Below are 23982 nucleotides of genomic sequence, written 5' to 3'. Positions count from 1 at the left end.
CCGTGACCGGCCCGTGCGGACGCGGGTCAGCGGACCCGGTGGGTCTGGAGCCAGAGTTCCAGCAGACCGAGCTGCCACAGCTTGTTGCTGCCGGCCGCCGCCCGCGCCCGACCGGGTTCACCGAGCAGCCCGTCGACGTACTCCGGGCGGAACAGCCCGCGCTCGCGCGCGGCCGGGGCGCGTAGCGCCTCGACGACCAGCTCGCGGATCGGCCCGTCGACGTGGCGCAGCGCGGGCACCGGGAAGTAGCCCTTGGGCCGGTCGACCACCTCGGCCGGCAGCACCTCCCGGGCGATCTCCTTGAGCACCCCCTTGCCGCCCCGCGCGATCTTGTGCTGCGGAGGGCAGGCCGCCGCGAGCGTCACCAGGTCCTGGTCGAGGAAGGGGGTACGGACCTCCAGCCCCCAGGCCATGCTCATGCTGTCGACCCGCTTGACCGGGTCGTCGGGCAGCATCAGGTGGGTGTCCAGGCGCAGTACCGCGTCCAGCGCGGTCTCCGCGCCGGGTGCGGCCAGGTCCGCGGCGACCAGCTCCCGGCTGACGTCCCGGTCGAGGACGTACGCCGGGCCCGTCAGCCGGGCGCATCCGGCGTGGTCCCGGTCGAAGAAGGCGGACGCGAACGTCACGGCCGCCTCCTCCCGGGGTACGGCGGCGAGCGGCTGGTGGTAGCCGTACCCGGCGAACACCTCGTCCGCGCCCTGCCCGGACTGGGCCACCTTGACGTGCCGGGCGACCTGTTCGGAGAGGAGGTGGAAGGCGACCACGTCGTGGCTGCCCATGGGTTCGGTCATCGCCTCCACCGTCCGGCGCACGGCCGGCACCAGGTCGCTGTCGGAGAGCCGGATGCGCTGGTGGTCGGTGTCGTAGGCGCGGGCGACCAGGTCGGAGTAGTGGAACTCGTCGCCGGTCTCGTCGTCCCGGCCGTCGAACCCGATGCTGAAGGTGCGCAGCCGCTCCTGTCCGGCCTCCGCCAGCAACGCGACGATCATGCTGGAGTCCAGCCCACCGGAGAGCAGCACGCCGACCGGCACGTCGGCCACCAGCCGCCGCCGTACCGCCGTGCGTAGCGCCTCGCCGACCGCCGCCCGCCACTGTCGGGCGTCCCAGCCGGCGTGCGCCGGGTCCCGGACGTACTCCGGCCGCCAGTAGACCCGGTCACGGGCACGCCCGTCCGGGTCCACCACCCGGACCGTCGCCGGGGGCAGCTTGCGGACGCCGCGCAGGATCGTCCGGGGTGCCGGCACGATCGAGTGCCACGACAGGTAGTGGTGCAGCGCGACCGGGTCGATCCCCGTGTCGACCCCGCCGCCGCGCAGCAGCGCCGGCAGGGTGGAGGCGAACCGCAGCCGGCCCGACGATTCGGCCAGGTAGAGCGGCTTGATGCCGAGCCGGTCCCGGGCCAGCACCAACCGGCGTCGGACCCGGTCCACCAGGGCGACCGCGAACATGCCCACCAGGTGTTCGACGAAGGCCTCACCCCACTGGGCGTACGCCACCAGGACCACCTCGGTGTCGCTGGTCGAGCGGAACGTGTGCCCGGCCGCGCGTAGCTGCTCGCGCAGTTCCGGGTAGTTGTAGACGCACCCGTTGAAGGCCAGCGCGAGTCCCAGGTCGGCCCGGACCATGGGTTGGTCGCCGGCCTCGGAGAGGTCGATGACGGTCAACCGGCGGTGTCCGAGGGTCACCCAGTCGTCCCGCCACAGCCCCTCGCCGTCCGGACCCCGGGACCGCATCGCCCCGGTCATCCGCAGCACGGCGCCGTCGTCCGGGGGCGTGCCGTCGAACCTCATCTCACCGGTTATCCCGCACATGATCAGCGGTGACCCGTCGTGGGACGCGCAGAGAACACGGCTGCTCCTGTCGACTTCGCCCCGGCGGGGCGTCCCCCGTCCGCGTCGGACCGGACGCCTTCCCGGTGCCGACCCGACGAAACCCGGGGCGCGGCTGTGGGGTTTCACCGGCCGCGTACGCTGCCGCGATGAGCCCACCGGCCCGCATCCTGGTCTACGGCGTGTACGGGTCCGGCAAGTCCACCCTCGCCGCCCGGCTGGCGCAGCGTCTCGGGTTGCCGTGGTACCCGGTCGACGACCTGCTCTGGCAACCCGGCTGGGTCGAGGTGCCGGTCGGCCAGCAGCGCAGCCGGATCGAGGAGATCTGCCGGCGTGACCGGTGGATCCTCGACGGGGCGTACCACGGGTGGCGGGACGTGCCGCTGGCCCGCGCCGACCTGGTCGTCGGCCTGGACTACCCGCGTTGGCTCTCCTTCTGGCGCCTGCTGCGCCGCACCCTCCGCCGGCTGCTGACCGGGGAGGAGATCTGCAACGGCAACCACGAGTCGCTGGGCAGCGTGTTCTCCCGGGACTCGGTCCTGGTCTGGCACGCCAGTGCGTTCGGCCGGGCCCGGCGACGGATGCGCGGCTGGCAGGCCGACCCGTCCGGGCCGCCCGTGCTGCTGTTCCGCTCCCCGGCGGCCCTGGACCGTTGGCTGGCCGACCTGCCCCGGTAGATCACGCCCCCGCCCGCCGGCCAGCTCGGGTCAGCCGAGCACCGGCCGTCGCGGAGCGGGAAAACCACTTGCCGCGCGGGCCGGGCTCCGCGACGGTGGAGCCATGACGTTCTGACGGACACCACCTCGTTGAGCCGACGCCCCCCGCGCCGAACCGCGCCGTTCGGGGAGCCGTCGTGCCGTCCGCGTTCCCCTTCTCGCACCCGAGAGAGCGTCGTCTTGGCACCGCAGCAGCCCCGGCAGGAGCCCCTGCCCTCGTCCGTCCCGGCCCCGGGAACCGCCACCGTCACCGTCTTCGCCGGCCCCCGGAGCTGGATCGAGTCCGACGCCGTCACGCAGTGTCACCAGGTGGCGGCCTTCCCGGGCATGCGGCACGTCGCCGGCATGCCCGACCTGCACCCCGGCAAGGGCGCCCCGATCGGCGCGGCGATGGCCTCGACCGTGTTGTACCCGCACCTGGTGGGCTCCGACATCGGTTGCGGCATCGCCGTCTTCCCCGTCGACCTGAAGCGCGTCGTACCCGAGCAGCTGGCCACCCGGTTCCCCGACCTCGACCGCGCCCTGGATCCGGAGCGGGACGCCGACGACCCGGCCTGGTCGGTCGTGGACGGTGACATCCCCGCCGGTCACGTCGAGGGGCTGGGGACGGTGGGGCGGGGCAACCACTTCGTCGAACTGGCCCGGGTCGGGGACGTCCTCGACCCGGCGCACGCCACCCGGCTCGGGCTCGCCGCCGGCCACGTCGTCCTGATCGTGCACAGCGGATCCCGGGGGCTGGGGGAGCAGATCCTGCGGGCACACACCGAGCGGTACGGCGCGGGTCCCGCCGCCGACCCGGCCGGCTACCTGGCCCGGCACGACGCCGCGGTGCGCTGGGGCTCGGTCAACCGCCGGCTGATCGCCGCCCGGGTCGCGTACGCGCTCGGGGCCCGGCCGACCGCGCCGATCGTCGACCAGTGCCACAACCTCGTCGAGATCCGCGACGGGGTCTACCTGCACCGCAAGGGCGCGGCCCCGGGTGACGGCCGGGACGTCCTGGTCGCCGGCACCCGGGGCACCTGCTCCTACCTGGTGGCCGCCCACGCCGGGCCGGCGGCCAACTGGTCGGTGGCCCACGGCGCGGGGCGCAAGATGTCCCGCGCCGACGCCCTGCGCCGGGGCCGGGCCAAGCACACGGTGGAGGAACTGCGGCGGACGCCGGTGGGCTCGCTGGTGGTCTGCGGCGACCGGCAACTGCTCTTCGAGGAGGCGCCGACGGCGTACAAGCGGATCGAGCAGGTGATCGCCGACCTCACCGCGCACGGCCTGGCCACCCCCGTGGTCTCCACGGTCCCCCTGGTCACCTACAAGACGGCCGACCGGCCCAGGGGTGACACCCGGTCCGACCGGCGACGGGACCACCGGCGCGGTCGGGGCCGGTGGTGAGCACCTCGGGCGCGCGCCCACCCGCGTCGGGCGGCCCGGGGCGGCCCCCCACCCGGTGCGGCCGACCGTCACCTGCTCCTCTCCGCCGGCGGCTCGGGCCCGCTGGCGCATCCACGACGAGCTGGTACGCGGCGAGCCGGTGCGGGTCCAACGACCGGCACCGGGCCTGACATCGACCAACGTCATTGACGAGAATAGTTAATACTCCTTAGGATTTGGCTGCCTCGAGGAAGACCGTCCCCGTCCCGCCCGTCCGCCCGACCGGTGGCTGGCCCCCCAGCGCCGGCCGTGGTGGCACGGCGTCCCGCCTCCGGGAAGGCCCTCGATGTCCTCACCGCGTCCCCGCCGCCGCTCCGCCCTGGCCGCCGGCCTGCTCGCCCTGGCCACCGCCGCCGCGACCCTCGCCGTCACCCCGACCACCGCCGAGGCGGTCGTGCTGCCGAACAACTTCAAGAGCGTCGGCTACATGCCGTCCTGGAGCGGCGACGTCAACACCGTCCAGTACCGCAAGCTGACCCACATCAACTACGCCTTCGTCCTGCCCAACAGCGACGGCAGCCTGCGCGCGGTGGAGAACCCCGGCAAGCTCTCCTCCCTGGTGTCCCTCGGGCACGCCAACAACGTCAAGGTGTCCATCGCGATCGGCGGCTGGAACAACGGCGACGACTCGGCGTTCGAGGCGCTCGCCGCCAACGCCGGCACCCGGGGCGCGTTCGTCACCAACGTGGTCAACTTCGTCAACCAGTACAACCTGGACGGCGTCGACATGGACTGGGAGTACCCGGACCCCGGCGCCTCGGCCACCAACTACGGCCTGCTCATGCAGCAGCTCAGCAGCGCCCTGCGCAGCCGGGGCAAGCTGCTCACCGCCGCCGTGGTCAGCGAGGGCTACTCCGTGCAGGGCGTGCCGACCTCCGTCTTCGGCAACGTCGACTGGCTGAACATCATGGCGTACGACGGCGGCAGCCCGCACGCCAACTACGACTGGTCGATCAACAGCGTGAACCTGTGGAAGGCCCGCGGCCTGCCCGCCAGCAAGGCGGTACTCGGCGTGCCCTTCTACAGCCGGCCCGGCTACTACACCTACTCCGCGCTGGTCGGCATGGACCCGGCCAACGCCAACCGGGACTGCACCACCGTCGGCGGCGTCCAGCAGTGCTACAACGGCATCCCGACCGTCAAGCGCAAGACCCAGTGGGCGATGGCCAACGCCGGCGGCATGATGAACTGGGAACTCTCCCAGGACACCGCAGGTGCGACCTCGCTGGTCAGCGCGATCTACGACACGGTCATGGGCGGCACCACGCCGCCGCCGGGGCGGACCGGCCCGATCACCGGCATCGGCGGCAAGTGCGTGGACGTCGCCGCGGCCGGGACCGCCAACGGCACCGCCGTCCAGCTCTACGACTGCAACGGCACCGCCGCGCAGACCTGGACCGTGGCCTCCGACGGCACCCTGCGCGCCCTCGGCAAGTGCGCCGACGTCACCAGCGCCGCCACCGCCAACGGGGCGAAGATCCAACTCTGGGACTGCAACGGCACCGGCGCCCAGGTGTGGCAGCCCCAGTCCAACGGCACGCTGCGCAACCCGCAGTCGAACCGGTGCCTGGACGCCAGTGACAACAGCTCCGCCAACGGCACCCGGTTGCAGATCTGGGACTGCTTCGGCGGCGCCAACCAGGTGTGGCGCCTGCCGGCCTGACCCCGGACCCGGCCGCGCCCGCCCGGCGCGGCCGGGACCACCGTCGTCGGCGCGGTCACCGGTGCGGACCGTGCCGCACTACCCGGTCGGGCCGTCGCCCCACGCGGCGTCGACCAGGGCGGGGAGCACGGTCGCCGCCGGGCCGCGCAGGTTGACCTCGGCGATCCGGTCCAGCGGCGTCTCCTCCGGGTTCACCTGGACCACGGTGGCACCGAGACGGGCGGCCACCTGGGGAATCTCGGCCGCCGGGTAGACCAGCCCGGACGTGCCGATGGTCAGCAGCAGGTCGCAGGCGGACGCCGCCTCGACGGCCGCCTCCAGCGCCACGGGCGGCAACGCCTCGCCGAACCACACCACGCCGGGCCGGACCGGCGCCGCGCAGTGCGCACAGCGGGGCGGCGGCACCCGCCGGCCGTCCGCCGGCTCGCCGTCCGTGCCGTCCGGCACCGGCGCCGGACGGGAGCAGGCCGAGCAGCGTGGGGCGAAGAGACTGCCGTGCAGGTGGACCGGGTCGGGCGAACCGGCGCGCTCGTGCAGGTCGTCGACGTTCTGGGTGACCAGGACGGTGCCGGGGATCCTGGTCTGGATCGTGGCCACGGCCCGGTGACCCGGGTTCGGGACGGCCTGTCGGACGGCGTGCCGACGCCACTCGTACCAGCCCCACACGAGCTCCGGATCGGCCCGGAATGCCTCCGGCGTGGCGAGCGCCTGGGCGTCGTACCGCTGCCAGAGGCCGGTGAGGGCGTCGCGGAAGGTGGGCACCCCACTCTCGGCGGACATCCCCGCCCCGGTGAGGACGACGACCCGTCGGGCCCGTCCGAGTAGTGCCGCGGCCTCGCCCACCGGCGGGTCCGCCGGGATACTGTCCACCCGGAGAACCTACCGTCCGGGCGGACCGCGTTCCACCCGCCGTGACCGGACCCGGCCGCCGACCGGCGTCGTCCCCGGCGGGCGGGGCACCGGTCGGGCGGTCGGTCGCCGCCGGGTGGGGGCGTGGCACCATAGCCGTGGCCTCCGCCACCGGAGGGCCGGGACACGACACTGATGGAGTCGCCGATGACTGGAGTGGCCGGCGTGCCGGTGCCGGGCCTGGCACCGCTGTGGACGCACGACCCGGTCACCGCCGGTCCCTACCGGCTGCTCGGCCGGCTGGGCGCGGGCGGACAGGGCGTGGTCTACCTCGGCGAGGACGACGAGGGTCACCGGGTGGCGGTCAAGATGATCAATACCGATCTGAGTGACCTCCGGATCCGGTCGCAGTTCATGAAGGAGATCGCGGCGGCCCGCCGGGTCGCCCCGTTCTGCACCGCGCAGGTGCTCTTCGCCGACGTGGACGGTGAACGGCCCTACGTGGTCAGCGAGTTCATCCAGGGCCCCAGCCTCTACCGGCAGGTGCGCGAGCACGGCCCGGTCGCCGGCAACGCGCTGCACCGGCTCGCCGTCGGCACCGCCACCGCGCTCGCCGCGATCCACCGTGCCGACGTGGTGCACTGCGACCTGAAGCCGGACAACGTGGTCCTCGGGCCGGACGGCCCCCGGGTGATCGACTTCGGCATCGCCCGTGCCCTGGGCGTCACCGAGACGGTGACCAGCCGGGTGATGGGCACGACCGCCTACATGGCCCCGGAGCGTTTCCGCAGCGACCCGGTCGGTCCACCCTGCGACGTCTTCGCCTGGGCCGGCACCATCGCCTACGCCGCCGGTGGGCGACCGCCGTTCGGCAACGACTCGCTCTTCGCGGTGATGCACCGGGTACTGAACGACCCACCCGACCTGCCGCCGCTCCCGCCGGGCCTCGAGGAGCTGATCCGCGACTGCCTCGCCAAGGAGCCCGGGGACCGGCCGGGGGCCGAGCAGGTGCTGATGCGGCTGCTCGGGCAGGACGCCAGGGTCACCGCCCCGCTCCGCCGGGAGACCGTGCTCCAGGTGGGCAACGAGACCGCCGGCTCGCCCACGCCGAACCAGCCGCTGCCGCTGCCCCGGCCCGAACCGGCCCCGCCGACGACCGAGGTCCGGCCGGTGGCGGAGACCCCGCCGCGGCAGCGGCGGGCGTCATCCGACCGCCCCACGGCACCGGATGCGGCCACCCCGTCGCCCGCCCGGGGTGACGATCGGGGGCAACGGTTCCGCCGGGAGGCCGCCGACGCCTGGGGTGTCTCGACCGCGATCTTCCTCGGCGCGGTGGGCGCCGCCGTGGGATACGTCGCGTCGACCGCGGTGGCCACGGCCGTGGCGGCCGGGGCGGCCGCCTTCGTCGTGGTCTACCTGGTCCGGTTGCTGGTCGCGATGGCGCTCGGCGGTCGCTCCGACCAGCCCTGAGGAGTGCGGCGGCTCCGCCGACGGGCGGGTGGCACCGGACCGGTAGGTTGACTCCCAGCACTCGGCTGCCGAGGAGGATGCCCCCATGGCCCCAACCCACACCCGAGGGTGGTTGCCGTACACCGCTGCCGTCAGCGCCGGGTTGCTGGTCATCGGCGGGGCGTTCGTGCTCGTCAAGCAGCAGGAGACCGACACCGGACCCTCCCGCGACTGCACCGTCCGGCTCGAGGTCAACTCCTCCACCGAGAAGTCGGCGCTGCTCACCCAGCTGGCCGAGCGGTACAACACCAGCGACCGGTCGCTCGACGGCGGTGGCTGCGCCCAGGTGCACGTCAGCGGCCTGAACTCGGGCAAGGCCACCGAGACGCTGGCCGCCGGCTGGCAGGGCACCAACCTGCCGGTGCCGCAGGTGTGGCTGCCCACGTCGAGCCTGTGGACCGGCCAGCTCCGGCTGCTCGACCAGGCCGCCGGCCGGACGCCGCAGACCCCGGACCAGTACCCGTCGATCGCGAACAGCCCGCTGGTGATCGCGATGCCGAAGCCCAAGGGCGAGCTGGTGCGCCAGCGTGGACCGTTGGGCTGGGGCGAGATCCTCGGCCTCTCCGGCCGCCAGGGCTGGGCCGGCTTCGGCAAGCCGGAGTGGGGGCGGTTCACCTTCGGCAAGGACAATCCCAACCTCTCCACGTCCGGCCTGGCGGCGACGATCGCCACCTACTACGCCGCCGTGCAACGGTCCAGCGACCTGACCCGGTCCGACCTGACGAACCCGGCGGTGACGCAGTTCGTCCGGCGGATCGAGGCCAACGTCTCGCACTACAGCGACGACTCGGTGGACCTGTTGCGGGATCTTGCCGAGGCGGATCTGGCCGGCGGCGGCGCCAGCACGGACGACATGAGCGCCATCGTCATGCAGGAGGAACTGGTCCACCTCTACAACGAGGGGGAGCTGAGCCCGAAGCAGGAGGGCGAGACGCAGGGGCGCCGGCCGAAAGTCCCGCTGGTCGCCGTCCACCCGAAGGAGGGCACCTTCAACCTGGACCATCCCTTCGTGGTGCTGCCCACGGCCGACGAACGGCAGCGGGTGGCGGCGGCCGACTTCCTCGACTTCCTGACCGAGGAGCCGCAGCAGCGCAGCTTCGCCGACCTCGGCTTCCGCGACCACGAACGCGAGGCCCCGGAGGACCTGCTGGCCAGCGTGGGCCCGGAGCCGACCGGCGGGCTCACCTACTTCGCGCCGCCGGACCCGGCGGTGGTCGAGGCGATGCTGGACGGCTGGGGCACGCTGCGCAAGAAGGCCAACATCCTGATCACGTTGGACACCTCGGGGTCGATGGAAAAGTCGGTCGGTGACCGTACCCGCTTCCAGGTCGCCTCGGCGGCGGCGGCCAAGGGGCTCGCGCTGCTCAACTCGGAGGACCGGGTGGGGCTCTGGTCGTTCTCCTCGGAGACGTCGAAGCGGCCGGAGAGCCCGTACCGGGAGGAGGTCCGGCTCGGTGACTTCGACCAGAAGCGGATCAACAGCCGGATCGCCGGCCTGCATGTCGAGGGGGGCACCGCGCTCTACGCGACGGTCCGGGCCGCCCACCGGCACCTGCTCGACAACTACGACCCGGAGCGGATCAACGCCGTCGTCGTGCTGACCGACGGCGTGAACGAGTACAACCGGGACAACGACCTGAAGCGACTGCTCACCGATGTCGCCCTGGACCCGGAGCGTCCGGTCAAGGTCTTCTGTATCGCCTTCGACCGCGACTCGGACGTCGTCACCCTGGACCGGATCGCCAAGGCGTCGTCCGGCAAGGCGTTCGACGCCACCGATCCGGCCAGGATCGACGAGGCGTTCGTGAAGCTGGTCAGCAGCTTCTGACCCGGGCTCCCGACCGGTGGACCGGTCAGCCCTTCAGGCCGGTGTGGGCCAGGCCCTCGATGAACTGGCGCTGGGCGATCACGAAGATCACCAGAACCGGGATGGCGGTCATCGACGCCGCCGAGAGCTGCACGTCCCACATCGGGCCGCCGTACGCGTCGACGAACTGGGTCAGCGCCTGCGGCAGGGTGAACTTCTCCGGCGAGGAGAGGAAGACGATCGGCTCGAGGTAGAGGTTCCAGCTGTGCAGGAAGGTGAAGATCGCCACCGCGCCGAGCGCCGGCCGGGCCAGCGGCAGGGCGATCCGCCAGAAGGTGGCGAACCGGCCCAGCCCGTCGACCCGGGCCGCCTCCTCCAGCTCAGCGGGGAGCGCGATGAAGAACTGCCGCATGATGAAGGTGGCGAGCACGCTCGGCGCACCGAGGACCGGCACCAGGATCAGCGGCCAGTGGGTGTCCACCATGCCCCACGAGTTGAATATCCGGAACAGCGGCACGATGGTCACCTCGCTCGGGATCAGCAGCCCGACCAGCACCACCACGAAGAGCACCTGCTGCCCCCGGAACCGGATCCGGGCGAAGGCGTAGCCGGCCAGCGCGGAGACCGCCAGCGTTCCGGCGGTGACCACGGCGGCGATGTAGGCGCTGTTCAGGTACTGCCGGGCGAAGGGTTGCAGCTCGAACACCCGTCGGTAGGCCGAGAAACTGAACTCGGTCGGGACCAGCGAGGGCGGGAAGGCGAAGATGTCGCCGATCGGCTTCACCGACGAGGTGACCATCCACCAGGTCGGGAAGACGAAGGGTACGGCCAGCAGACAGAGCGCGCCGTAGAGGGCGACCTTCGTCCGGGGCGAGAGCCTACTGTTCATGGAAGACCCACCTCCTGCGCATCCGCCACTGCACGACGGTCAGCACCAGCACGATCAGGAAGAGCAGCACGGACAGGGTCGCCCCGTAGCCGAACTGGTGGAACTGGAACGCCCGCTGGTAGAGGTAGTAGACGAGCACCGTGGTGGAGGTGCCCGGCCCGCCCTGGGTGAGCACCGCGATCTGGGCGAAGACCTGCAACGAACCGACCACCGTGATGATCGAGGTGAGCAGGATGGTGGGGCTGATCATCGGTACGGTGATCCGTCGGAAGCGGGTCCAGCCGTTCGCCCCCTCCACCCGGGCCGCCTCGTACAGCTCCGCCGGCACGCCCTGGAGCGCGGCCAGGAACAGCACCATGTTCAGGCCGACGTTCTTGACCACCTGCACCACGATCACCGACAGCAGCGCCGTCCAGTCGCCACGCAGCCAGTTCGGCCCGTCGGCCCCGACCGCCCCGAGCGCGCCGTTGACGCCGCCGTTGTCCTGGAGCAGGAAGCCCCAGACGATGGTCCAGGCCACCAGCGAGACGACCACCGGGGAGAAGAACAGCGTCCGGAACACGATGGTGCCGCGCAGCCGCTGGTTGAGCAGTACCGCCAGGAGCAGGGCGAGGCTGAGGTTGAACGCCACCAGCCCGATCGAGAAGAGACCGGTCACCCGCAGCACCGACGGCAGGTTCGGGTCGTCGGCCATCGCCCGGTAGTTCTCCGCACCGACGAACTCGAAGGTGTCGGCGAGCACGTTCCACTCGTGCAGGCTGTACCAGAACACCAGCCCGAGCGGGATCAGCACGAAGAGCACCGAGCCGATCAACTGCGGGGCGACGAAGAGCAGACCGGCGAGCTGATCGCGGCGGCGGGTCGTCCACCAGCCGCGCCGGGCGGGCGGCGCACTGCCCCCGCCGGGGGCGGACCGGTCTCCGGCCCGCCCCTTCGCGTCCCTGGTCAGGACCGACATCGGCCGGTCCCTACTTCGCCAGCAGGGGGCGGATCGAGGAACAGACGCCGCCGAGCACCCGCCGGACGTCCGCGTCCGCCTTCCAGAGCGGGTCCAGCGCGGCGCGCACCGCCTGACTCAGCTCGGCCTGGCCGGTGTGGCTGGGCTTGACCACGCCCTCGGCGATCCCGTCGATCACCACCTTCTGCAACTGCTCGGGGGAGAGCAGCGGGTTGGTCTTGGCGAGCGTCGCGGCGGTGAGCTGCGAGGTGCGCGGTGGCGGGAAGAACTGGGCCAGCTTCGCCGAGTTGGCAGGGTTGGTCAGGTACGCCAGGAACGCGGCGGCGGCCTCGGCGTGCCTGCCCTTCTTCAGCACGCCCATCCCGCCCTGGCCGATCACCGCGTACTCACCCTTCGGGCCGGCGGGCAGGGGCACCAGGTCCCAGCCGAATTTCTGGTCGGTCAGCAGGGAGGCCCGGGAGATCTGGGTGACGGTCAGGCCGGCCTCCCCGGCGAAGAAGTCGGCGGTGGTGCCCGGTCCGGGCAGCGCCTTGTCGACGAAGATCCCCTTGTGCAGGAAGGTCATCGCCTCGACCATCTCCGGCGAGTCGAAGCCGCAGGTCTTCCCGTCCTCGCTCCACGCCCGCGCGCCCCAGCCGGTCCAGACGGTGGAGAGGAAGTCCCAGCCCTTGTAGTCGAAGTCGCGCACCACCAGACCGGCCTTGCCGCTCTTCGCGTTCACCGCCGCGGCGGTGGCCAGCGCGTTCTCCCAGGTCCACTGGCCGGCGGCGATCAGCTCGGCCGGGCTCTTCGCGCCGGCCGCCTTGACCAGGTCGGTGTTGACGAAGACCCCGAACGGCGAGGTGGAGAAGGGGTACGCGTACAGCCGGCCGTCGGCCTTCCAGAGCTTCGTCGCGGCCGGGGCCAGCTCGTCGAAGGTGTAGCCGTCGGTGTTCTTGAGGGTGTCGTCGAGCGGCACCAGCGCCCCGGAGCTGACGAAGTCGGGGGCGGAGTTCTCCAGCACCCAGGCCAGGTCGGGCGGGTTGCCGCCGGCGATCTGGGTGGTGAGGGTGGTGGTGTAGTTCTCGAACGGGATCGGGTCGAAGGTGATCTTGGTGACCTTCGGATTGGTCGCCAGGTACTCGGCGGCGATCTCGTTGAACAGCTTCAGGTGCGCCTCGTTCGCCGACCACGTGGTCATCCGCAGGGTGACCGGGCCGTCGGATTCGGCGGAGTCGGCGCCGCCGCATGCGGTCAGGCCGAGCAGCGCGGTGAGCGCGACGACGGCCGTCAACCGGATCCTCATCGAAAGTGTCCTCCCTCAGTAGCCGGCGATGTCGGGCCAGCGCAGCTCGACGCCCTCGTCGGCGAGGCGGTTCTGGAAGTCGGCCAGCAGGCCGGGGGTGTAGCGCACCGCGCGGGGGGTGACCCGCCGGGCCAGGCAGAAGTCCGCGAGCAGGCCGGCGACCTCGCCGACGTTCCACTCCACGGGGTGCAGGCGGTAGGAACCGTTGGTGACGTGGGTGGTACCGATGTTCTTGCCGGCGGGCAGCAGGTTCTCCACCCGTCGGGGGATCAGGGCGCCGAGCGGGATCTCGAAGGGGCACGAGGCGACGTCGATGTAGTTGTCGCCGCCGGTGGAGGGGTGCAGGTCGATGCGGTACATGCCGACCCCGACCGAGTCGGCGTAGCTGACCGCGCCCTTGTCACCCCGAATCTCCAAGGAGAGGTCCTGCTCGACGACGGTGTACTCGGCGCGGATGCGGCGCGACTCGCGGATGTACGGGGCCTGGGCCAGGCCACTGTGGGTGACGTCCCCACCGGTCGCGGCGGTGCCGTTGCCGGTGACGTCGCCGCGCAGCCGCAGCCCCGGGAAACCGGTGCCGCCGTCGACGCGGGGCGCCTCGGTCTGGAGCCAGTAGAGCACCGACAGGGACAGCTCCCGGGCCGCCGCGATCTGCGCGTCCGGGTCCGGCACGTCGATCACCGGCTGCTCGAAGTAGTCGATCATCGGCCAGTTGACCAGGCAGATGTCGCTGGCGTACGTCCCCGGCGCGAAGTTGCGCCGCGCGGCGATCCGCCGGAACGTCCACAGGTTGCCGTCGCCCGGGTTGAGCCGCTGGTCGGCCTGGACCAGCCACGGGTCGTCGTCCGGGTTCGGGGTGAAACTGCGCTCGGAGATCTCCAGGGTGCGGGGGTTGGGGGAGCGGAACGACAGCATCCGGTCGCCCCAGAACGAGGGCCGGTACGTCCGCCAGAAGTCGTACCGTGCGGGCCGGTCGACGGTGTGGTCACCGTCGACGTGGTCGACCGCGAAGCAGACCGAGACGGCCTGCATGTTGGCGGGCTGGGCCTCCTCCGGCGCGCTCGGCTCACCGGTGTCGTCCCGGGACTCGAAACCGGTGACGTACTCGGTGCCGGTGAGCGGCAGCAGCTCCCCGGTCTCGGTGGCGTCCAGCACGTACGGCGCGGTGACGTGCACCCGCTCGCCGGTGTCCCGGTGGGCCAGGGTGACCCCGGTGACCCGGTCGCCGTCGGCGTCGGCGGCCACCGGCCGGTACGGCTGGAGCACCCGCAGCCGCCCGGAGCCCCGGTACGGCGCCAGCATTCCCTCCAGCACCGAGACCGCCACCCGGGGCTCGTGGCAGAGCCGGCTGACGTGACCGGCGCCCGGGTTCAACGCGGCGGTCCGCCGGGCCCGGTCGGTCAGCGGGTACCAGCGCCGGTAGTAGTCGCGGATGCCGTCGCGCAGCGCCCGGTAACTCGCGGTGACACCGAAGTGTTCCACCCAGGAGTGCTCGTCCGGTGGGACGGCCTGGCTGGTGAGCTGTCCGCCGAGCCAGTCGTACTCCTCGGTGAGCAGCACCGTACGGCCGGCGCGCAGGGCGGCCAGGGCGGCGGCCACGCCCCCCAGCCCACCGCCGACGACCAGCACCTCGGCTTCCTTCTCGGGCATGGATCCGTCCTCTCGGGTCGGTCGGCCCGTCGGGTGGGGGACCCGGCGGGCGGGGCAGCGGTGCCGGGGGCGGGTGTCCCGGTCCGGTGGCAGTGGGGGCGGGCGGTGTCAGCGGGGCGAGGGGGGTGGGGCGAGGGCGGTGTCAGCGGGGCGAGGGGGGTGGGGCGAGGGTGGCGCCGTCGACCGGCTGGCACGGCAGCAGCCGCTGGCGGACCGTGCCCGGCACCTCGGCGAGCAGCCCGGTCAGCAGTTCGACGGCCTGCCAGCCCATCTCGCGGCGGGGGATCCGGAAGCCGGTGAACTCGATGTCGCTGGCGGCCGGCCGGGTCGGGTCGCCCAGGGCCAGGATGGACAGGTCGCCCGGTACGGCCAGTCCGCGTTCCCGGGCGAGGCCGGCGATCGCGGCTCCGTCGGCGTACTCCTCGACCACGGCCGCGGTGATCCCGGCGGCGAGCAGCGTGTCGAGCAGGTCGGCGGCGGTGCGGTCGGCGGTGGGCTCGTGCCGCACCGGGAGTCCGGCCGCCTCCAGCGTGGTCCGGTAGCCGGCGAAGCGGTCGGCGTGCGACTCTGGCCCGGCCCCCTGGCCGAGGTATGCCAGGGCGGTGTGCCCCGCGTCGAGGGCACGCCGGACCACGGTGGCGGTGGCGACCGGGTAGTCGGCGCCGACGTAGGGCACCGGTCCGCCCGCGTCGTCACGCCGGCCGACCGAGACGAAGGGGTGCCCCTCGGCGACCAGCCGGCCCAGTTCCTCCCGGTCGAGCGAGCGGCCGAGCAGCACGCAGCCGTCGGCCAGCCGCAGCCGGTTGTCGTCGTGGAAGATCCGTCGGCGGCCGTCGGTGACCGGGGCGCTGGTGAGCAGGAGCAGGTCGCAGCCGAGCCGCTCGGCCGACTCCTCGATGCCGACGAGGAACGGGTGGTAGAAGTCGCCGGTGCCGGTGGGGAAGACCGGCTCGTAGGTGAAGACCCCGAGGATCCGGTTGTGCCGGGCGGCGAGCCGACGGGCGACCGGGTCGGCGACGTAACCGGTGGTGCGGATCGCGTGCAGGACCCGTTCCCGGGTTTCCGGGGCGATCCGGACGCTGCCGTCGTCGCGGCCGTTGAGCACCAGCGAGACGGTGGCCTGGCTGACGCCGGTCATCCGGGCGATGTCCTGCTGGGTCACCCGCCTACGCGATCCGGTCACGTTCCGTGTCCAATCGTTTCTGCGCTAATACGCATTAGCTACGTTGGTGTGAAATCCTGCGACCCGCCCCGGCCTGCCGTCAACCCCCGGAGCGGGAAAAGTTCGTCGGGCGACCACGCCTGCTAATTCGTATTAGCGTCTTGACGGTCGCCGACGTCCGCCCGCAGACTCATCGACCACGGGCCCGCTCCACTGTCGCCCGTACGGGCTCACCCACGGTGACTGACGGTCGCGGTCCGGCCGACGGTGCCCGGGTGGTCCCCGTCCCCACGAGACCGGCCCCGTCCGGCCTCCGCTCCGCCATCGACGAGCGTCCCCTCACGATCGGAGACACCCCGTGGACGACCGACTCCCCCCAGCCGCCCTGAACCGGCGTACCCTCCTGCGCGGTGCCGCCCTGCTCGGCACCGCCACGGCGGCCGGCACCGCGCTCGGCGGCGGCCTCGCCGCCACCCCCGCCCTGGCCGGCCCGGCCGGCTTCCCCAGCTACCGGTACGTCCGGGACGCGTTCGCCAAACCCCTGGCCTACGACCCGACCGGCGAAATGATCTTCCCGTGTGTGCGCGGGGTCTACGACAAGATCTCCGGGGCCCGGGGGCGCTACTACCTCTACTACGCCCCGCACGACGCACCGGGCGGGATCTGTCTGGCCTACGCCGACCGCCTGGAGGGCCCGTACACCGAGTACCCGGCCAACCCGATCGTCGACCGGATGCTGCCCGGTGCCACGGTCAGCCACGTGTCCTCCCCGCACGTGGTGTGGAACGCCGCCAGCCGGGAGTTCTTCCTCTACTTCCACGGCGAGAACACCACCACCCGGGTGGCCCGCTCCCGGGACGGCATCTCCTTCACCGACGAGACACCGATCCTGAGCACCCGCCTGGTGCCGAACACCACGGAAACCTCCTACGCCCGGGTCTTCGAGCACCGGGTGGCCGGGAAGAACAACACGTACGTGATGCTCTTCATGGGCGCGCACACCGTCCGGCCCGGTGTCCGCAAGATCTTCTGGGGCTGGTCGCCGAACGGCTGGGACCGGTGGCAGTTCGCCCCGAACCCGCTGATCTCCCCCTCCGGCGACGGGCTGACCGACATCTCCGGGCCGCACCTGCTCCACCGCAACGGCACCACGTACGTCGCCTACCACGGCGGTGACGGCCGCATCCACCTCACCGAGGTCGGCAACAACTTCGACCGGGAAGTGCACCTCGGTGTCTTCCACGCCCCGGTCGCCTCGGACGGCGGCCGGGTCGCCGCGCCCTGCTTCGGCACCGACGGTGGCGTCTCCTACATGATCTACGAGGCCGGCCCCCGGCTGGACGCCCGCATCCGCATCGCCCGCGCCGTCTGACCGCGCGATGCCGGGCTGACGGCCGGCGCCGGTGTGTGGTCCCGGCTCGTCCGGGCCGGCCGGACGAGGGTTGGCGCACGGATCTCGGTCAGCGGCGGCAGACGCGGCCTGCTGCTCTGACCGGGATCCGGTCAGGTCGACGACTCGCCGCGAAGCTGCTCGACCGAGGACGTGCGTGACTGCGCCACCATGGGAGGCGAGGGCCGACCTCTGGACAGGAGCAGCGCATGGAGCAAACTCGCGAGGTGTCCGCCGGGCGCCAGCCGCACTGGGTGGGTGAAGGCGACCTGAGCAACGTCTATCAGGAGATCTGCGCCAACATCAGGGCTACGGACGAGGTCAGTCTCAAGCTCTTGGCAGCGGTCCCGCTGGTGACCGGGGTGGGCATCGTGCTGCTGATGCGCGCTCCCGCGGGAAAGATCCCGGACGCGGCCATCGTGCTGTTGAGCATCTTCGCGGCCCTTGTCACTTTCGGCGTCTACCGCTGGGAACGCAAGAACATGGTGAACTGCCGACACTTCCGGCAGTGGGCTGCCACCCTCGAACGGCACTTCTACGGACTGCACCCGGAGGAGGTGGAGTCCGCGCCGGTCGTTCTTCCGCATGCCCGCATCCAGGCGCCGCGATCCTTCGGGCTGGAGTGGACGAAGACGGAGGCACTCCAGCTGCTGTACGGGGCGGCGATCCTGGGGTGGTTGTCGGCCGGCCTCTACGCCCTGCTCTGAACCCGGTGACCCCGCGACGGGCGTCGCCCTCCCGCCGCGGGGTCACCGGCAGCGAGCAGGCCGACGTGGACGCCGAGGAGGACTCCGTCCGCTGACCGTCCGCACCGCGTCGGCGGTCAGCCGACGACGACCGGTGGGCCGAACACCGCCGGTACGCCGGGGGAGTGCAGCACGCTCACCGGTGGCCCGGACGGGGCCGGAAGCCCGGCGGCGGTGACCAGCTCGTCGTCGAGGTGCAGCAGCTGCGCCCGGTGCAACGGCCAGCGGGGGTGCCAGTTCGGCAGCCGCAGGGTGCGCCCGTAGGCCCGGGTGTGCAGTGCCCAGCGGGCGGTGAGGAAGTGCTCCAGGGGGGTCGGGTCGTCGACCGGCCCACCCACCCGCACCGTCATCCGGCTCGTCGCGCCGGCCGGTCCGGGCCAGCGGCGCCGGCAGCGGTACGTGTAGGTGTCACCGTCGCGGTCCAGCCGCATCGCCGACCACAGGTAGGGCAGCCGCAGGGCCGCCCGGCCGACCAGCACCGGGAGCAGCCGGGACGCGTCGAGGGAGCGGAACACCACGGCCCGTCGGCCGGCGCGGTCGACGGAGTAGAGCCGGACGTTCGTCTCCCAGAAGCTACCGAGGTACGGCACCGCCGGACCCCGGCCGGGGCCCACCCCGACCATCCGGAAGGCCACCAGGCCGACGTGGGCGTCCCCGTCGAGGGTGTCCGGTCGGGTGCCGGCGGGCAGCAGGGGCGCGACGACCTCCGGCGACACCGCCCAGTGCAGGAAGGCGGCGTCCTGCCAGCGCTGCCGCAGGAACGCCCGGCGGAACGCCCGTCCGGGCGCGGGGGCGATCGGCTCGATGTCCACGTACCCATCGTGCCCGTGGCGCCCGGCGCACCCGCGTACGGGCTGGTGCCGCCACCCCGCGCGGCGGCGCTCCACCGGCGGCGGACACCCGGGTGAGGCGCCCCACCCCCGGAGCGTCGGGGCGACCGTCCCTTGTGGCGGGTGGCCCGCCTACAGTGGTGACCTCCCTGCGTGACGAGTGGGTTGGGGGTCTGCGGATGGGCGACACGGGCACGGTGGAGCAGGTGGTGCTGGCCCGCTGGGGCGCGCGCCTGTCGGCGCTGGGCGGACGGTTCGCCGAGCCCGGCTGGTCGTACGAGGAGCCGGTGGTGCGGCCCTGCCCCACCTGCGCGGGCCGCCTGCACAGCCTGCGCAGACCGTACGAGAGCCGGGGCCGGCACTACCGGTACGTGGCCCTGGTCTGCCCGCGCTGCCCGGCGCTGTTCACCCTGGCCGATCTCAAGGCCAGGACGTACGAGCAGGTGATGCAGCCGGTACGACCCGTCGGGTCGACGGCGGCCGGCGCCCCGACCGGTGGGTCGTCGGGTGTGCGGTCTCCCGCGCCGACCCGTCCGCCCTCGGCCACCTCCGCCCGGAGGCCGGTGTCGGCGGAGGCGGCCCGCGAACGCGACATCCTCCGGTTCTGGCGGTCGGTGGAGATGTTCTCCGCCCAGACGTTGGAACGGCCGAACCCCCGTGAGCGCCGGTACGCCCCCGGACGCGGTGAGGTGCTGCCCTGGCAGGACGGGCATCCGCTGCGGCGCCAGCGCCCCGACCCGGAGCGGGTGTGGCGGCACACCGTCTACGGCGGCGTGTTCTCGCTGGACCGGGTGCACGCCGTGGCGCAGGAGGTGTTCGGCTCCAGCGCGGCCGACGTCGACGAGCGGACGCCGCGCGGGGACACCGCGTCGTTCGCCGTCGCGGTCACCGACGACGGCCGGTTGCTGCTGGACTCGATGGTGTTGTCCACGGCGGCCTGGGCGCTCGGCCGCGCCCACCACCCGGGGCCGACGGCACCCGGCTGGCTGGACGGGTTCGATCTGGCGGCCGGCCACCACGCGGACCGGGTACGGGAGATCGTGGCCGCCGCTGACGACGACCACGTCGCCGCACGACTGGGCGAGGACGGGGTGGCGGTGAGCCGCCCGGTCACGCCGGAGCTGATGCAGGCGTTGGTGGAGCTGACCGCGACACATCTCGGTGTGACGCAGGTCCTCCACCCGAGCGGGATCCGGGTGCACAGCGAGCTGGTGCCACGCCGTCGGGCGCACGAGCCCCAGGTCGACTTCCTGAACAGCTTCTACGTGGCGGATCTGCACCGGGTCGCCGACGCGGTCGCCGACGGTGACGCCGGCCCGGCGCTGACCGCCTATCTCAGCAGCGACGACACGGTGGCCGGGCTGGACCGCTGCGACGTACGCGATCCGGCGAACGTCGAATCGCTGCGGGAACAGCTCGCCCCCGCCCGGGTGCCGGCCGGGCGGTGGCCGGCCCACCCGGCGCACGCGCTGGCGACCAGCCAGCAACTGGCGATCAACGCGATCGTCGGGCGGCTCGGCGACCGGGCCGGGGTGTTCGCGGTCAACGGGCCACCGGGTACCGGCAAGACCACCATGCTGCGGGACCTGATCGCGGCGCTGGTGGTCGAGCGGGCCCGCAGCCTGGCGGCGCTGCCCACCCCGACCGCCGCCTTCACCGGGCAGACCCTCGGCTGGCGGAGCGACAAGCACCAGCGGCGCATCCGGCAGCTCCGCGCCGACCTGGTCGGCTTCGAGATGGTGGTGGCCTCGGCGAACAACGGCGCGGTGGCCAACGTCACCCGGGAGATCCCGCAGTCGACGGCGATCGACGACTGCTGGGCCGAGGAGGCGTCCTACCTGCGTCAGCATGCCGAGCGGGTGCTCGGCGAGCCGGCCTGGGGCATGGTCGCCGCGATGCTCGGCAACAAGGGCAACCGTCGGGAGTTCGTGGGCCGCTTCTGGTACGGCGACCCCGCTGCCCCGGACGCCGAGCGCGGCGACGAAGGGCCCGGCTTCCTGGACTGGCTCCGGGACGCCGAGGCCGGAGGCGGTCCACCGTGGTCGCGCGCGGTCACCGCGTTCACCGACGCACTGGCCGCCGAGAAGGGACTCCGCGACGCCCGGCAGCGGGCCCACGCCGCCCTGCGGCTCCTGCCCGAACTGCACGCGGCCCACACCGGCGCGGTCGACCAGCACGAGCAGGCGGTGGCGGCGGGCGACCGGGCCAGGGCCGCCGCCGCGGTCGTCGAGACCGCCGCCAAGCACGCGCGGTACGCGGCCCACACGGCCCTGCAACGACGCCGGGAGCACCGGGAGGTCAAGCCCGGCTTCTGGGACAACCTGTTCACCCTCGGCGCGGCGGCGCGTCGCTGGCACGCCGAGGACGCGGTTCTCGCCGACGCGTTGCGGGCGGCCGAGCAGGCCCTGTCCACCGCCGAGGCCACGTTCGAGGCCGCGCGCCGTGCGGCCGACGAGGCCGCCGGGCGGGTGGAGACGACCGCTGCCCGGCGGGACCGCACGCAGCGGCAGCTCAGCGGTGCCCGTCAGGTGTGCGAGCAGGCCCACCGGGACTGGCCGGGCCGGATCCCGGACGAGGACTGGTCGGCGGCCCCCGAGCGGCGCGAACTCGCCGCCCCGTGGCTGGACGACCAGTGGAACACCGCGCGTACCCGGGTCTTCCTCGCCGCGCTGGACCTGCACGCGGCGTTCCTGGCCGGCGCCGCGGCGATCATGCGGGCCAACCTCACCGCGGCCGTGGACGTCCTCACCGGTCAGGTCCCACCGGACGCGCCGGAACCCGCCGTCCGCGCCGCATGGCAGTCGCTGTTCATGACCGTGCCGGTCGTCTCCACCACGTTCGCCTCCGTCGGCCGGCTGCTGCGCCCGCTCGGCCGCGAGGCACTGGGCTGGCTCCTGGTCGACGAGGCCGGCCAGGCCGCCCCGCAGATCGCCGCCGGGGCTCTCTGGCGGACCCGACGCCTCGTCGCCGTCGGCGACCCGCTGCAACTCGAACCTGTCGTCACCGTCCTGCACACCACCCAGCAGGCCCTCCGCCGGCATCACCGGGTGGCGGAGACCTGGTTGCCCGGACGCGGTTCCGTGCAGGTGCTCACCGACCGGCTCACCCCGCTGGGCACCCACCTGCCGGGGCCCGACGGCGAACAGATGTGGGTCGGCGCTCCGCTGCGGGTGCACCGTCGCTGCGACAACCCGATGTTCGACGTCGTCAACACCGCCGTCTACGGCCAGCTGATGATCCACGCCACCGCTCCCCGGCGGAGCCCGCTGGCCGTCGTCGAGAGCGCCTGGATCGACGTCACCGCCAGCGCGGCCGAAGGGCACTGGATTCCGGACGAGGGCCTCGCCGCCGAGCGGATCCTCGACTACCTGTTGCGGCTCGGGGTCGAGCCCGCCGCGGTCATGGCGGTCAGCCCGTTCCGCGACACGGCCCGCCAGCTGCGTCGGCGCTGGGCCTCGGCGCACCCCGGGATGACCTGCGGAACCATCCACACCGCCCAGGGCAAGGAGGCCGACGTCGTGCTGCTCGTCCTCGGTGGCGACCCCGCCCGCCCCGGCGCCCGTGCCTGGGCGGCCAGCCAGCCCAACCTGTTCAACGTCGCCGTTTCCCGCGCCAGGCAGCGCCTCTACGTCGTCGGCAGCCACGACAGCTGGGCCAAGCTGCCGTACTTCGGCACCCTCGCGCGGGCGCTGCCCGTACGCCCCCTGAAGGCCCACCACTTCACCGGGTGAGCCGTGCCCGCCGTCGGCGTCGGTGTCCGAGCGGGACAGCGGCAGACACCGGTGTGACCGCCCAGTGGGTGAGGTGGCCATGGACAGTCCACTCCCGCCACGGTAAGACAGCAGCGAGACTCCCGGCCGGGGCGTCGGTTCCCGGTCGACGAAGCCGTCCGCCCGGAGCCCGGACCCCGCCGGAAGCTCACCTGCCGCACCCACGGAACCGGCCCAGGAGTCACCGCGATGTCCACTGGCACCGCAACGCCACGTATTTCGGTCATCATCCCCACCTACAACCGCTCGGACCTGCTGCGCCGCACCCTCACGGCGCTGGCCGACCAGCGCCTGCCGACGACCTGCTTCGAGGTCGTCGTCGCCGACGACGGATCGACCGACGACACCCGGCAGACGGTGGAGTCGTTCGTCGACCGCCTGTCCCTGCGCTACCACCACCAGGACGACCTGGGCTTCCGCGCCGCCGCCGCCCGCAACGCCGGTGCCCGGCTCGCCCGCGCCGACGTCCTCGTGTTCCTCGACACCGGCGTGCTGCCCGGACCGGACTTCCTCAGCGCGCACCTCGCCGCGCACCAACGGCCCGGCCCCCGCCGGGCGGTGCTCGGCTACACCTACGGCTACCGGCCCGGGGACCCGGTCGCGGGACTGGAGGCCGCGACCCGCTCCCGTACGCCGGAGGAGATCGTCGGCGTCTGGGGCGGTTCCCCCGACTTCCAGGACGACCGCCAGCCCACCTTCGTGTCCTGCGGATTCGACCTGTCCCGCGTCCCGCTGTCCTGGCAGCTGTTCTGGTCGTTGAACTGTTCCGTGCCGGCCGCGGACTTCCACGCGGTGGGCGGGTTCGACGAGGACTTCCGTTCCTGGGGCGGGGAGGACATCGAGCTGGGCTTCCGGCTGGACCGGCACGGCCTGGTCTTCGAGGTCAGCCGGGAGGCGTGGGCGGTGGATACCCCCCACCCCCGGGCGGACCGGGACACCACCGGCACCAACCCGAGCAACGTGCTGACCCTCCTGCACAAGCACCCGGAGCCGGTGACGGAGCTGCTCTGGGCGTGGTTCTGCCGGCACCTGCCCCAACTGGAGGACAACCGGGCCTGGCACCTCCGGCAGGAACTGCCGGCCATCCGCCGGGCGGTCAGCTACGTCCGCAACCGGGACGTGACGGCGGAACTGGCGCAGCTGCGCGACACCGTGCCGGCGGGCACCCGGATCGCCGTGATCGGCTGCGGCGGCACCCTGCCGTCCGGGTTTCCCCCGGCCCACCTCGTCGACTTCGACGACGACCTGCTCCGGCGGCTGCCGACGGACCCGGCGTACCCCGTCCACCACGGTCTCGGGATCCGCACCGTGCTGCCCGACGACGCCGTCGACGTCGTCCTGGTCACCTCCCGGATGACCCCGCTCTGGCGACGCTGGCGGGCGCACGTCCTGGCCGAGGCCCACCGGATCGGCGCGACGGTGCGCGGTCCGCTCGTCGATCCGGCCACCGAGGTCGCCGCCCCGTCCGCGCGCTGAGGGCGGCTCGGGGCGCCGAACCGGGCCA

At 73.0% G+C, this 23982-nt stretch carries 17 protein-coding genes; 9 read left to right on the top strand and 8 right to left on the bottom strand.

The window, feature by feature from the left end:
- Window positions 1–26: 26 nt before the first annotated feature.
- Entirely contained in the window at window positions 27–1811 is a 1785-nt protein-coding gene (locus AB0F58_RS00900) for an N-acetylglutaminylglutamine amidotransferase (protein WP_357136009.1), read from the bottom strand.
- Window positions 1812–1978: 167 nt separating this feature from the next.
- On the opposite strand from AB0F58_RS00900, the gene AB0F58_RS00895 reads away from it, so the two are divergent.
- The 3 genes from AB0F58_RS00895 (at window position 1979) to AB0F58_RS00885 (ending at window position 5633) form a co-directional block, all read left to right on the top strand.
- Entirely contained in the window at window positions 1979–2506 is a 528-nt protein-coding gene (locus tag AB0F58_RS00895) for an adenylate kinase (RefSeq protein ID WP_357136007.1), read from the top strand.
- A 249-nt stretch (window positions 2507–2755) separates the two neighbouring features.
- On the top strand, window positions 2756–3931 hold the full coding sequence (locus AB0F58_RS00890) for an RNA ligase RtcB family protein (protein WP_357136785.1): 1176 nt from the start codon (window positions 2756–2758) through the stop codon (window positions 3929–3931).
- A gap of 325 nt (window positions 3932–4256) precedes the next feature.
- Window positions 4257–5633 carry a glycosyl hydrolase family 18 protein gene (locus AB0F58_RS00885; protein WP_357136004.1) on the top strand — a complete coding sequence of 459 codons (1377 nt, stop codon included), beginning with the start codon at window positions 4257–4259 and terminating at the stop codon, window positions 5631–5633.
- A gap of 78 nt (window positions 5634–5711) precedes the next feature.
- Here AB0F58_RS00885 and AB0F58_RS00880 read toward each other — a convergent pair whose 3' ends face one another.
- Window positions 5712–6503 carry an NAD-dependent deacylase gene (locus AB0F58_RS00880; protein WP_357136002.1) on the bottom strand — a complete coding sequence of 264 codons (792 nt, stop codon included), beginning with the start codon at window positions 6501–6503 and terminating at the stop codon, window positions 5712–5714.
- Between the two features lie 186 nt (window positions 6504–6689).
- Here AB0F58_RS00880 and AB0F58_RS00875 point away from each other — a divergent pair, with 186 nt between their 5' ends.
- Window positions 6690–7952, top strand: coding sequence for a serine/threonine-protein kinase (locus AB0F58_RS00875; protein ID WP_357136000.1), 1263 nt, complete (start codon window positions 6690–6692; stop codon window positions 7950–7952).
- 85 nt (window positions 7953–8037) lie between these two features.
- The gene (locus tag AB0F58_RS00870) at window positions 8038–9819 is read left to right on the top strand and encodes an extracellular solute-binding protein (protein WP_357135998.1); all 1782 of its coding nucleotides are present in this window, start codon (window positions 8038–8040) and stop codon (window positions 9817–9819) included.
- 25 nt (window positions 9820–9844) lie between these two features.
- On the opposite strand, the gene AB0F58_RS00865 is transcribed toward AB0F58_RS00870, so the two are convergent.
- The 5 genes from AB0F58_RS00865 to AB0F58_RS00845 form a co-directional block, all read right to left on the bottom strand.
- Complete coding sequence (locus tag AB0F58_RS00865; protein ID WP_357135995.1) at window positions 9845–10687, bottom strand: carbohydrate ABC transporter permease; 843 nt, start codon at window positions 10685–10687, stop codon at window positions 9845–9847.
- A complete protein-coding gene (locus AB0F58_RS00860) occupies window positions 10677–11645 on the bottom strand; it encodes a sugar ABC transporter permease (protein WP_357135993.1) in 969 nt (322 codons plus the stop codon). Before AB0F58_RS00860 ends, AB0F58_RS00865 begins: the two co-directional genes overlap by 11 nt.
- A gap of 10 nt (window positions 11646–11655) precedes the next feature.
- Window positions 11656–12930: a sugar ABC transporter substrate-binding protein gene (locus AB0F58_RS00855; RefSeq protein ID WP_357135990.1), complete on the bottom strand. Its 1275-nt coding sequence runs from the start codon at window positions 12928–12930 to the stop codon at window positions 11656–11658.
- 15 nt (window positions 12931–12945) lie between these two features.
- The gene (locus AB0F58_RS00850; protein WP_357135988.1) at window positions 12946–14580 is read right to left on the bottom strand and encodes an FAD-dependent oxidoreductase; all 1635 of its coding nucleotides are present in this window, start codon (window positions 14578–14580) and stop codon (window positions 12946–12948) included.
- 142 nt (window positions 14581–14722) lie between these two features.
- Window positions 14723–15742, bottom strand: coding sequence for a LacI family DNA-binding transcriptional regulator (locus AB0F58_RS00845; RefSeq protein WP_357135985.1), 1020 nt, complete (start codon window positions 15740–15742; stop codon window positions 14723–14725).
- Window positions 15743–16100: 358 nt separating this feature from the next.
- Between AB0F58_RS00845 and AB0F58_RS00840 the strand changes: the two genes are divergently transcribed.
- Together AB0F58_RS00840 and AB0F58_RS00835 are read left to right on the top strand one after the other, a co-directional pair.
- Window positions 16101–17114 (top strand): hypothetical protein, encoded by a 1014-nt coding sequence (locus AB0F58_RS00840; protein WP_357135982.1) that lies wholly within the window; start codon window positions 16101–16103, stop codon window positions 17112–17114.
- Window positions 17115–17341: 227 nt separating this feature from the next.
- On the top strand, window positions 17342–17839 hold the full coding sequence (locus AB0F58_RS00835) for a hypothetical protein (protein ID WP_357135980.1): 498 nt from the start codon (window positions 17342–17344) through the stop codon (window positions 17837–17839).
- Between the two features lie 116 nt (window positions 17840–17955).
- On the opposite strand, the gene AB0F58_RS00830 is transcribed toward AB0F58_RS00835, so the two are convergent.
- The gene (locus tag AB0F58_RS00830) at window positions 17956–18690 is read right to left on the bottom strand and encodes a DUF2071 domain-containing protein (protein ID WP_357135977.1); all 735 of its coding nucleotides are present in this window, start codon (window positions 18688–18690) and stop codon (window positions 17956–17958) included.
- 197 nt (window positions 18691–18887) lie between these two features.
- Here AB0F58_RS00830 and AB0F58_RS00825 point away from each other — a divergent pair, with 197 nt between their 5' ends.
- Together AB0F58_RS00825 and AB0F58_RS00820 are read left to right on the top strand one after the other, a co-directional pair.
- Window positions 18888–22439 (top strand): ATP-binding protein, encoded by a 3552-nt coding sequence (locus AB0F58_RS00825; protein ID WP_357135974.1) that lies wholly within the window; start codon window positions 18888–18890, stop codon window positions 22437–22439.
- Between the two features lie 228 nt (window positions 22440–22667).
- Window positions 22668–23954, top strand: coding sequence for a glycosyltransferase (locus tag AB0F58_RS00820; protein WP_357135972.1), 1287 nt, complete (start codon window positions 22668–22670; stop codon window positions 23952–23954).
- Window positions 23955–23982 lie beyond the last annotated feature (28 nt).

Origin of the sequence: Micromonospora sp. NPDC023956 (assembly GCF_040639195.1) — a bacterium.
Classification (GTDB): Bacteria; Actinomycetota; Actinomycetes; order Mycobacteriales; family Micromonosporaceae; genus Micromonospora.
The sequence above is the reverse complement of the archived record's forward strand: the minus strand, read 5'-3'. Positions and strand labels throughout refer to the sequence as shown.

Coding starts and splice junctions, on each gene's coding strand:
- AB0F58_RS00900 (WP_357136009.1), bottom strand. CDS start 1,811: ATGTGCGGGATAACCGGTGAGATGAGGTTCGACGGCACGCCCCCGGAC.
- AB0F58_RS00895 (WP_357136007.1), top strand. CDS start 1,979: ATGAGCCCACCGGCCCGCATCCTGGTCTACGGCGTGTACGGGTCCGGC.
- AB0F58_RS00885 (WP_357136004.1), top strand. CDS start 4,257: ATGTCCTCACCGCGTCCCCGCCGCCGCTCCGCCCTGGCCGCCGGCCTG.
- AB0F58_RS00875 (WP_357136000.1), top strand. CDS start 6,690: ATGACTGGAGTGGCCGGCGTGCCGGTGCCGGGCCTGGCACCGCTGTGG.
- AB0F58_RS00870 (WP_357135998.1), top strand. CDS start 8,038: ATGGCCCCAACCCACACCCGAGGGTGGTTGCCGTACACCGCTGCCGTC.
- AB0F58_RS00865 (WP_357135995.1), bottom strand. CDS start 10,687: ATGAACAGTAGGCTCTCGCCCCGGACGAAGGTCGCCCTCTACGGCGCG.
- AB0F58_RS00860 (WP_357135993.1), bottom strand. CDS start 11,645: ATGTCGGTCCTGACCAGGGACGCGAAGGGGCGGGCCGGAGACCGGTCC.
- AB0F58_RS00855 (WP_357135990.1), bottom strand. CDS start 12,930: ATGAGGATCCGGTTGACGGCCGTCGTCGCGCTCACCGCGCTGCTCGGC.
- AB0F58_RS00850 (WP_357135988.1), bottom strand. CDS start 14,580: ATGCCCGAGAAGGAAGCCGAGGTGCTGGTCGTCGGCGGTGGGCTGGGG.
- AB0F58_RS00835 (WP_357135980.1), top strand. CDS start 17,342: ATGGAGCAAACTCGCGAGGTGTCCGCCGGGCGCCAGCCGCACTGGGTG.
- AB0F58_RS00825 (WP_357135974.1), top strand. CDS start 18,888: ATGGGCGACACGGGCACGGTGGAGCAGGTGGTGCTGGCCCGCTGGGGC.
- AB0F58_RS00820 (WP_357135972.1), top strand. CDS start 22,668: ATGTCCACTGGCACCGCAACGCCACGTATTTCGGTCATCATCCCCACC.